Below are 11509 nucleotides of genomic sequence, written 5' to 3'. Positions count from 1 at the left end.
AGAAGCCCGTGGGTTCGGAAGCACTCCATACTTTTGGAAAGCTTCTTAGGGACGACCAACAAGTTTTGCTTACTTTTAGGAGCTTTAATGGCAAATAAGTGCAAGCGCGGAATCTTGATTAGTAAGACCCCTTACGAAAAACGTATCGCCATCATGGAAGACGGCGAACTCGTTGAACTTGTCGTAGAGGGCGTGTCTTCTAACCGAGTTCTGGGCAATATTTATAAGGGCGTGGTCCAGAAGGTGCTTCCGGCACTCAAGGCTGCGTTCATTGATATTGGCCTCGAAAAGGCAGGCTTTTTGCATCAAGAAGACGCCATGGACAGAAACGAACTTCTCCGTCGCGAATATGGTGATGACGATGACGAAGGTGGTTCTTCCAAGGAAGTCTCCATTGACGAAATTCTGCAAGAAGGTCAAGAAATTATGGTTCAGGTGGTCAAGGAACCGATTAGCACCAAGGGTGCTCGTCTGACCACTCACCTGAGTTTTGCAGGCCGTTTCCTGGTGTGCATGCCGGGCACCAACTTCATTGGTGTCTCCAAGCGTGAACGCGATCCGGCCAAGCGTCGCGAATTCAAGAAGGTGGTCCGCCGCCTCAAGGGTCGCGATGTGGGGTATATCGTCCGCACCAACGGCTTGAACGAATCCGAATTCGAAATCAACAAGCAGATGCGCGAACTCGAAAGCAAGTGGGAACAGACGAAGTACAACTTCGAAAACCAGCCTGCCGAAACCTGCATCTACGAAGAATCCGATTCCATTGAACAGACCGTTCGCGAATACTTCAGCGATAACACCGACTACGTGTATATCGACAACCGCGACGAATACTTCGCCCTGCGCGAATACCTCAAGGTGCTCTCGCCGGACAAGCTCGACAAGGTGAAGCTCTGGAGCTCCAACGAAAGCCTGTTCGAATACTTCAAGATTGAAAACGACTACGCTCGCTCCCTGCAGCGCCAGGTACCGCTCCCGCGCGGAGGAAACCTGGTGATCGAACAGACCGAAGCCCTCGTGTCCATCGACGTGAACACGGGTCCGAAGGTTCACGGCAAGGACCAGGCAAAGATCATTCTCGAAACGAATATCGATGCCTGCTATGAAATTGCCAAGCAGCTGCGCCTGCGTGACGTGGGCGGCCTTATCATTATCGACTTCATCGATATGGAATCCGAGGCCGACAACGAAACCGTCTACAACGAATTCCGCAAGGCAATCCGTCGCGACAAGGCCCCCATTAGCCCCGCTCCCATCAGCCAGTTTGGCCTCATGGAAGTCACCCGTAAGCGCGTCCGCGTGAACCTGATGACCGAAAAGACTGAACGCTGCCCGGTGTGCGATGGCGATGGCCGTATTGCAACGCTCGAATCCACCCTCGGCATGATTGACCGCTGGATGGCTCGCGCCAAGGCAAAGGGCAAGCTCCGCGAAGTGACCCTCGTGGTAAGCGCTCAGGTGATCGACGTGCTCTGCAAGGACCACAACCGTATGTTCAACTACTTGGAATACAAGCATGGCATGAGCATCAGTTTGGTGGAAGACGAACACGCCCACATCAACCAGTTCTGGTTCTACGACAAGAACAACGAAGACATTACTGACCTCTACAAGTTCGTGTAATCCATTCGTCATTCCGGGCTTGATCCGGAAACTACAATTAAACAAGACCGCTCAACCGAGCGGCCTTGTTTCTTTTATGTCAAATAGTTAATTTGTATGAAATTTACTCAGCAACTTGTTGAGCAAATAAAACGGGTCGTCTAATTTTTTTTGCGGTTGTGCCGAGCGGTCTTACCGTGAGCAAAAAGCGACCCGGTGTTAACGGGTCGCGATTGCGAGAGCGAGGCAATATCACATTTTTATGAATGCGATAGAGCCGAGCGGTCTTTATAGTTAACCGGCCTGCACAGCGGTGAGGGCAATCGTGTAGACGATGTCTTCCACAAGAGCGCCGCGGCTCAGGTCGTTCACCGGCTTGGCCAAACCCTGCAACATCGGGCCAATAGCGATTGTGCCATGGGCGCTGCGCTGCACTGCCTTGTAGCCGATGTTACCGGCAGAGAGGCTCGGGAACACGAACACGGTAGCCTTGCCAGCCACGGTGCTGCCCGGGGCCTTGAGGGAACCGACGCTCGGGGTAGTAGCGGCGTCGTACTGGAGCGGGCCATCAACGAGCATTTCGGGGCGGGCGGCCTTCACGAGGGCGGTCGCTTCGCGAACCAGGTCGGCGTCCGGGCCCTTGCCGCTGTTCATGGTGCTGTAGCTGAGCATGGCGACGCGGCTCGGCAGGCCGAAGGCCTTGGCGGTGTCGTCGCACTGCTGAGCGATGCCGGCGAGTTCTTCGGCGGTCGGGTTCAGGTTAATGGCGCAGTCGCCGTAGATGTAAGTCTTGTCCGGCATGCACATGAAGAACACGGAGCTTACGGACTTCACGCCCGGAGCGCACTTGATCACCTGGAGAGCCGGGCGGAGCGTGTCGGCGGTAGAATGTATTGCGCCAGAGACGAGGCCGTCCACTTCGCCCATCTTGAGCATCATGGTGCCAAGCATCACGTTGTCGGCGAGAGCGGCGCGAGCCTGGTCTTCGGTCATGCCCTTGGACTTGCGGAGTTCCACGAGAGTCGGCACGTACTTTTCGGCGAGTTCGGCGCTCGGTTCGATAATTTCAATGTCAGCCGGGAGAGCGACACCCTGTTCCTTGGCCACGGCGAAGATTTCGTCCTTCTTGCCGATGAGCACGGGCACTGCAATCTTGCGGTCAATCACCAGCTTGGCGGCCTGTACGGTACGCGGTTCAGAACCTTCGGGGAGCACGATACGCTTCTTGGCCTTGGAAGCCTTGAGCAAGAGGCCGGCGCGGAACATGGCCTGGCTGGTCTTGCGTTCTGCAGGGGCTTCAGCCAAATCCTTGGCGAGGCACTTGCAGCAGGCGAGCAGGCGCTTGGGGCAGAACAGGTCGGCGTCTTCGCTGTCGGAATAAATCTTGGCGTCGAGGGCGGTGGCCAAGGAATCGTTATACTTCTGGGCCATCACGTCGCTCATGCCCTGGGCGCCTTCGACTACCACGGCGTCGACGGAATCAAAGTCCTGGGAAAGGAAATCGGCTGCGATCTTTTCCATGAGCACGGCGGAATTGTGGGCCTTGAGTTCCTTGGCGGCTTCGGCACCGTTCACGCAGGGCTTGTAGGCGGCGGCAATCAAGCCGGCGGCGGCTACGGCGTCCATGACTTCCTTGACTTTGGCTTCCATATTGGCGGAGGCGACCAGATACACTCGATTCATAAAAAACTCCTGTTGATTTTAAATTTCGCTTTAAAAATTAGGATTTTGACACCCCGAAGGCCCCCTTTTTGCTACATAAAAAGGGGGAAAAAAGACTATTTTGCCTTGAATCCTTCAAAAACTTACAAAATGCCCACACAGTAAAGTAATATTTGCAGATGAAATTCGTAAAATAACCTATTTTTTACATCGGTTGTCTTGTGTGTGGGACTTTCATGGAGAGAGCGGATGAAGTGCAAAAACTTTTTCCGGGGTTTGGTTTTATTCCTTACCCTTTTAGTAGTAAACACCTTTGCGCAGGACTGTGTAGCCATAGCCCATGTAATTTACGATGGCAACAACCTTTACTACGCAGATAACGAAGCGAATTTCAAGTACAGGCAACTGAGCAAGGAAGACGATGGAACTTTCACCGTCTGTTTTACGCAGGAACGCCTTGAAGGTTCAGACCGACAGGGTAGAGAGGACGTTCGCCAGCTGCGATTCGGTTCTTTCTGCGTCGAAGGCAAGGATTCCTGTGCATCATACCTGAATGTAGGTCATGAGCCATTCCTTTCGGAACTTTTCCCCGAATACAAAAACGGTGTCGACAGCCAACAGGTTTTTGAAGTCTGGTTCCAAATCAATCCCGATGGAACGTTAAGCGATCCTTCCACGACAAAGCCGGTTATCGTAGAACCTGCTAAAAAGACAATCCGCTTCCTCGCACCCTGGAACAACACGGGTGTCGTCATTGCGTTGAACGGCAAAAACGACTACACGACTCCGGTAGGGAGCCCCTATTGCGGTTGGTTCGAATACCGTGCCGTACTGACCCCGAAGGATGCCTTTGTGTATTTCAAGCAAACCATCGGCGAAACCTACATCGGTGCCGAAGGTCTTTCCAAAGAACCAATTCCTGTGGAACAAGAAATCAGACTCGATTCTGTGCTTACCCTTTCCGACACGGTCTGGATTGTCGGTTCCAAGTATAGCGAACCTGAACTTTACACGGAATACCCAGGTGAACTGGGTGACTGTCCCATCAAGAAACTCCCGGTCATGATGTTCGACTGGCTGCATGGCACCGGTAGCGACGAAGAAAACATTACTGCTCAAGCCGGTACTACAAGCCAGGACTTCGGAACAGGCGGATGCAAAGGTAGCAACGCCCGTGCTGACAACAACACCGGCTACATGAAAGGCATGGTGGAAGAAGAACTGGGTCCCAATGGAGTGCCTGTTCCCGCTGCAGACTTCCCCAGCGCCTGTAAGACAACCGAACACCTAGGCAACTGGTTTGTGCCCGAAGTCATTGCCACCGATGCTGCCGGTAAGAGCTACACCAATGCCACTTGCCGCGACCTGGAACTGACTCTTACCGATGACGGTTTCTGGCTTGGTCAAAAGAATAAAGAGAGCCCGGAAAGAGGCCTGTTCTTCTTGGATGACTTCCAGTATCTGGATTCCGCCAAGACCGTTTTGAACCCCATGTTCGACAATATCAATGGTGGAAAGGTTGCTGTTAAGGATGGCAGCCAAGACAGTATCGAAATGGGTACGCACAATTACGGCTTCACCATGAAAATTCAGGCCCAGTTCGAATACGTGAAGGGCCAGTATTTCGAATTCCTGGGTGATGACGACGTGTGGGTGTTCATCAACAACAAGCTGGTGGTGGATATCGGTGGTCAGCACCATGCAGCCGAAGGCCATGTGGACCTGGACAAGTTGGGACTGACCGAAGGCGAAACTTATCCCTTCCACATCTTCTACGCCGAACGTCACAAGGTGGAATCGAACTTCAAGATGCGCACTTCCATGGACCTGAAGGCTGAAGCAAGCATGTTCTTGACCGACAGATCCGATGATCCGAAACTGATTATCAAGGACGTCTGGCAGATTGTTCGCGAAACGGCTCTTGCTTGCGATTTCTCTGCAAGCCCCGAAAAGCAGCACACCGAACCCGGTCCCTCCAACTTTACCCTTTACGGAAAGAGCCTCGACAAGAACGGCATCGCCCTCAGGACGCTGGATTCCGCCTATTATAGCGGCATTACCGTAACCAACGACTTTACTTCGGTGACCATTGATGTGAAGGCCATTACCAAGGCCCAGGCTCTGCCCCCCGGCAACTACTACATTCGCGTACGCCTCAAGAGCAACCCGGACGAATACAAGGATATTCCCTTTACCATCGATCCCTATGAATTGCCGAACCTGGCCTTTGCAAGTGTCAAGGATTCCACTTACTTTATCGTAGACTTCGAAACACAGGATACGCTGAACTTTACGGAATACTGGAGCGCCTTTGGCGATTCGTTGAGCCGCGACATTTCCAGCGACACCTTGCCCATTAACCTGGACAAGAGCGAAACCATGTGGGCCGGAAGGTCTTACCCCGTGTACGTCATGTACGCTGAAGAATGGGCTAGCATCTATAGTGGTATTTCCGTCAAGGTTACCACCTCTACGCCGAACCTGGTGGCCTGCGACTCCATGGGTAACCCCATTACCGATGTCATCTTGATGGAAGGCCGCGCAAGCTTCTTCATCAAGGCGACCGACGAAGTCATTAACGGAACGCTTACCCTTAGCACCGCTGGTGCCAAGAACAAGGATATCCATTGGACCAAAATCAATATCAAGGTTCCCCCTGTTCCGCAAATCGAAACCGCCTACATTTTTGACCATACGGGTGATGGCCGCGCCGACAGTATCTGGATTAAGCTAAACAAGCCCATTGACGCACGCAGTGTTGTCGATTCTGTCAAGTTCCTTTTTGAAGATACCTTCGACAAGAATTACAAAGCCAACAAGGTTGCCTATAGGGCCAACCCCTATAAAGTGGGCGATGACAGCATTTCTGTAACCGCAGCGGGTGACGGCTTTAGCACCGAAATCTTTACCGGCGGCGCCACGGAGCCTTACTCCGGCAATATCGCCATTTGGTACACCTATACTGATTCTACTGGAAAGACTTCCGTATTCCCTGTAGACGGTTCCCTCACGGACAAGGTGGGCCCCGTAATTGTCGCTGCCGAAGTCAAGTACCTCAAGGATGGAAACACCCAGCTGACGCTCGACTTTAGCGAAGGTATTAACGATACGGACGCCAACAGCGAACTGTTCCGATTCCATTGCTGGAAAAACAGTAGGCAGGATTCCATCATCAAGAGCGCAAGCGACTTCTCGACCTCTCCGGCAAACCAGTGGAAAATGATTTTCCCGAAGGCGCTGGAAACAGACGTTGTTCCTGCCGTAGGCGATTCCGTGCGCTTTATGCCGCCGTCACAGTTGGGAATGGCCCTCGACCTTGTTGATGTGGGCCCCCATGAAAACAACCCCTGGGTACGCATTACTGGCGAACAGAAGGTCACTGTCACGAGCCCGAAGGTCGTAAGCCTTTCTACCGAAGCAGATGCCTTTGACAGCGCACGCGTCATTATCCAAAGTAAGGACGCCACCGTTCCCAAGCTCGTTACAACCGAAACTTCCATGTCGGCAGACCAGGTGGCTGCAATATATGGCACCCAAGGCCATTACCTGGGTGATTTGGACATGGCCGAACTTGTGGAAAATGAAATTGCCGAAATCGTAAAGGCCGTACAGGATCCCACGAAGTCGACCTATAAAAAGAAGGATGAAGAAGAGGCCGAAGAAGAAACCGGTGTTCCGGCCAGATCCTACACTCTCGAAGAAATCCTCAAGTCTGTGGAAACAGGTGTGATGTCGATCAGTGAAGCCGAGGATATGTTCGGCTTAAGCGAAGTCATCGTGGACGCCTATGAAAACGGACTTTTGACTAGCGAAAACCTGCAATACTACCAGAGAGGAACTCCGGCAGATATCCAGAAGATTGTTAGCGCCGTTGCCGACAGGACCGAACTGCGTTACGAAGCGTTCTACTATTCCAGCCTGGGTCACTACGTCAACCGTCATTCGGGAACCATTACCTGTAACGACGACATCTTCAAGGAAGGCGGTAAGCAGAACTGTCTCGATAGTGATGGTCGTCTGTTCCTGGCATGGAATATGCGTACCAATAAGGGTCGATTGGCGTCGACTGGCGTATACATTGCCCGCCTCATATTCCGTGTCAAGGTCAACACCAAGGTCATTATCGACCGCACCCAGGACTTCTTGTGGGGCGTGCGTAGGGGCCAGATCAACGCTGTTGATTTAGGTCTGTAGTCCAAATTTTTGGGAGATTTTACCCCATACCTGGGGAAAATTCCCAAAAAAACACGAATTTTACACAATTGTTAATCATAATTAACGGCATTTTCATAGTGCCGTGTTGATTTTTTTTGAAAAAAAATTTATTTCTAATACGAAACATTATAAGTGCTTATATATATGGGCTTTTGCCCCTAGGAGATGTGGATGAGGTGCGATTTTTTTAAGAGAGCAACCAGTTTGCTCGCTTTGTTTGCGACTGCGGCGATGTCTGCGGTCTATTCTATCAATATTACAAACGAGACTGATAGGCCTCTTTACTATAGAATAAGAATTCAATCGCAAAGGCCGGGACAGCAGAACACGAATGTGGTTACCTGTACTGCAGTTCCCGAAGGTGGCATTTCTTTCGAAGCAGAAGATGTTACCAATTACCGCATCGATTTCTACACTAGTGATAGATGTGCTTCTACGAATCAAAATCCAACTACTTACGTAACTTCGGCAAATCTGTTCAAGGAAACAACGTCCGCAGACGTTACCATTTCTATTAATAATCAAAATAGGATGACCGCAGCTATCGCCGGTCAAAACGATGGTCCGGCAAATCCCTGGGGTCCGCAGAATCCGGGAGATGAACCTGGTGACAATCCCGGCGGACCGGGAGACAATCCAGGAAACCCCACCACAAACGGCAGAAAGTATATAGCCTTCTTCACTCCTTGGACAAACACCAACGCCCTTTTGTTCCTGGATGGCGATTCCACGAAAATGTCCGCTATGGAAAAATACTGCGGATGGTTTGTCACGAGCAGGGCCGTCAATGCTCCTAGCGAAGGGTTCACTGTTTTCTTCAAGCAGACTATTGGCGGCAACTATGTCGGTGCGACAGGACTTACCAAAGTTAAGCCGACCCTTTCTAGCGAAGAAATCAGTCTCGACTCTGTAGCTGCCCTTAGCGATACCATTTGGGTCAAGGGCAACCAGGAAGGCGCTCCCGAAGTTTATTCCCAGCGCCCTGCAGGCATTCTGGGCGATTGCCCCTTGAAAAAGCTCCCGGTTATGATGTTTGACTGGTTGCATGGTAACAAGGGCGATGGCGTAAATGGTAACGGTAGCCCCGAATATGGCACCAATGCGGACTTCGGTTCTGGCGGATGTGGCGGCAGCAACAATACCAGGGGATCCATGGACGGCATGGTGGAAGTGAACCTCGGCCCTAACGGGGTGCCTGTACGCTCTGCGACCTTCCCGGAAAACTGCAATATTACCGACCATTTGGATTACTGGTTCCTCCCGGAATCTCTGGGTGTGGATGCCCAGGGCAACAAGTTGACCAACATGACTTGCCGCGACCTTTACATTTCCATGGACGATGATGGATTCTGGCTGGCCGAAGTCTCCAACGACGCTATTTCCAAGGGTAACGAAGCCAACAAGGGCGGTATGTTCCTTCTGGACGATTTCAAATACCTTGACGAAGCAGGAACTGTTCCCAACCCGTATTACGACCAGTTAAGAGGCGGCAAGGACAACAGCAACCATAACTTCGGCTTTACCATGAAGATCCAGGCCACCTTCGAATACGTGCCGGGTCAATACTTCGACTTCTATGGCGACGATGACGTATGGGTGTTCATCAACAATAAACTGGTGGTGGACATTGGCGGTCAGCATAGACAGGTTGCCGGCTCGGTAGACTTGGATACAATTGGCCAGAACAACCCTGCCGATAAGCTTGTCGAAGGCCAGACCTACAACTTCCATATCTTCTACGCCGAACGTCATACCAGTTCCTCGAACTTCCGCATGCATACTTCCATCGACCTCAAGACCGAAGCAAGCATCTTGCTCAAGAATTCTTCGGATGATGCCAATGTGATTGGCAGAGAAATCTGGCAGAGAGTCCGCAAGAGCAAACTCGCCTGTGATTTCGGAAATGGAGAGACGGAACTTACTCTTGAACGCGGCGAATCCGTATTCACCCTCTTTGGCGGAAACCTGCCTGAAGACGGCGTGGAACTTGATTCTGCAGGCGTTTGGTTCGGTGGCATTATCATCAACAGCACTTTTGATGGCTTTGACGTGAACAAGGAAGACATCAAGAAAAATCGTGGCCTTGCTCCGGGAACCTACTTTATTCGCGTGACCCTCAAGTCCGACAATTCCCAGCACAAGGATGTCTACTTTGTGGTGGGCGACTATCCTGGTTCGAATCTTGTTTATACCAAGGAAAATGGAGAAGTCCTTGGTGAAACGGTCAAGAGCGATGTTTACCAGCTCAACATGAAAAAAGACACCATGTGGGTGGGACAGTCCTACAAGGTGTATGTGCAGTATAATGATGACTGGGCCAACAAGAGCGATATCGTTTATCCTTCCACGAATGACCCTGCCTTGATTCCTTGTGACTCTCTCGGAAATCCCATTACCGAAATTCAGCTTGTAAACGGAAAGACGTCTTTCTACGTGAAGGCTGTTGGCGAAGTGTGGGGTGGCATTCTCTATGTCAAGGGACAGACCTCTGCCAATACCGCCACTTGGAGCGGGATTGACTTTGCCCTGCCTCCCGTACCGCAAATCCTGGCAGCTTACATCTATGACCGCGATGGCGATGGCCGAGGCGACAGTATCTGGATCAATTTTGACGGAAAATTGGGCGGAAAGAATTCTCTGGACTCTGCCAAGTTCACCTTCGGTACGATGTTCAATACCGCCTACGAAACTGTTTACCGTGAAGGTTCTACCGAGGCGTCTATTGTCGCTAAGGGTAGCGGCTTTGGAACCTCGATCTTTACAGGTGGTATCGACAAGCCCTATACTGGACAAATCAAGGTCTGGTACACCTACATCGATAACGGCCACAAGTCCTTCTTCCCGGCCGAAGGCCAGCTCCAGGATCGAATCGGCCCTGTCGTTACCGAAGCAGAAGTATCTTACATGCGCGACGGTAACACGCAGCTCCTTTTGACTTTCAGCGAAGGAATTCTTGACGACGAGAAGATTTCCGACCTGTTCAGTTTCCATGTGTGGAAAAACGGAATCATGAGCACTGCAGTAAAGGCAGCCAGCGATATTTCTATCGAAGAACCTAACCAGTGGAAGCTGATTTTCCCGAAGGGTTCCGACCAAGACTTTATTCCGGCTGTGGGTGACTCCGTTCGCTTTACTCCGCCCCCGATGGTTACTATCGCCTATGACCTGTTGAATGTGCCTGCCCACGTGAACAACCCCTGGGTGCGCATCACCGGTGAACAGAAGGTGAATGTCACAAGTCCTGGTGTCGTAACCCTGGATCCGTCTTCTCCGGGATTCAATAACGCAAGGGAAATTGTCCGCAGCGAAGAAGCTACCGTTCCTAGAATTATCCAGGATCCCTCGGTTCTTACCGCGGAACAGGCCGCAGCAGTCTATGGAACGCAGGGCCACTTCTTGGGCGACCTGAATATGGCAGAACTGGTGGAAAACGAGATTACGGAAATTTCGAAGGCGCTGCAGGGCACCTACACCGATGCTGACGATTCCACGCGCAAGGTCACCATCGAACAGATCTTTGCCGAAATCCAAGCCGGCATGTCCATTGGCGATGCGGAAGATAAATACGGCCTAGACCCGATTGTCGTCGATGCCTACAAGAACGGGATATTGACGCAAGAAAATCTCCGCAAGTTTAAGAGCGGTCAGGAATCGGACATCAAGCAGATTGTGCAAGAACTTGCTGAAACCACGCAGCTCTACTACCAGGCTACGTACTACTCTAGCCTTGGCGAGTTCGTCAACAGCAATTCCAATACCATTACTTGTAACGACGCCGTATTTAAGAACAACGGCCAGGGCACCTGCCTCGATAACAACGGCAAGCTGTTCCTCGCCTGGAACATGCGCGCCAAGAACGGCAGACTTGCATCTACCGGCGTGTACATCGCAAGACTTGAATACCGCATCAAGGTTGGAAGCAAGACCATTGTCAACCGCACCCAGGACTTCCTGTGGGGCGTGCGTCGCGGCAAGGCCAACGCGATCGACCTCGGTCTGTAAAGCCTAGTTCTAAACCGTTTATCTCTCT

General features: G+C 51.6%; 4 protein-coding genes. 3 read left to right on the top strand and 1 reads right to left on the bottom strand.

All coding sequences use genetic code 11. The features are described 5' to 3' along the window. Positions 1–87 precede the first annotated feature (87 nt). The gene (locus tag ACJMNB_RS13540; RefSeq protein WP_405343377.1) at positions 88–1623 is read left to right on the top strand and encodes an Rne/Rng family ribonuclease; all 1536 of its coding nucleotides are present in this window, start codon (positions 88–90) and stop codon (positions 1621–1623) included. A gap of 273 nt (positions 1624–1896) precedes the next feature. On the opposite strand, the gene pta is transcribed toward ACJMNB_RS13540, so the two are convergent. Continuing rightward, a complete protein-coding gene (gene pta / locus ACJMNB_RS13535) occupies positions 1897–3285 on the bottom strand; it encodes a phosphate acetyltransferase (RefSeq protein ID WP_405343375.1) in 1389 nt (462 codons plus the stop codon). A gap of 255 nt (positions 3286–3540) precedes the next feature. On the opposite strand from pta, the gene ACJMNB_RS13530 reads away from it, so the two are divergent. Together ACJMNB_RS13530 and ACJMNB_RS13525 are read left to right on the top strand one after the other, a co-directional pair. Next, positions 3541–7458 (top strand): fibro-slime domain-containing protein, encoded by a 3918-nt coding sequence (locus tag ACJMNB_RS13530; RefSeq protein ID WP_405343373.1) that lies wholly within the window; start codon positions 3541–3543, stop codon positions 7456–7458. 225 nt (positions 7459–7683) lie between these two features. After that, positions 7684–11481, top strand: coding sequence for a fibro-slime domain-containing protein (locus ACJMNB_RS13525; RefSeq protein ID WP_405343371.1), 3798 nt, complete (start codon positions 7684–7686; stop codon positions 11479–11481). Positions 11482–11509 lie beyond the last annotated feature (28 nt).

The sequence above is a fragment of the Fibrobacter sp. genome (assembly GCF_045131395.1).
Classification (GTDB): Bacteria; Fibrobacterota; Fibrobacteria; order Fibrobacterales; family Fibrobacteraceae; genus Fibrobacter.
The sequence above is the reverse complement of the archived record's forward strand: the minus strand, read 5'-3'. Positions and strand labels throughout refer to the sequence as shown.

What these genes read in the sequence shown, in the direction of transcription:
- ACJMNB_RS13540 (WP_405343377.1), top strand. Translation starts at nt 88, where the DNA reads ATGGCAAATAAGTGCAAGCGCGGAATCTTGATTAGTAAGACCCCTTAC.
- pta (WP_405343375.1), bottom strand. Translation starts at nt 3,285, where the DNA reads ATGAATCGAGTGTATCTGGTCGCCTCCGCCAATATGGAAGCCAAAGTC.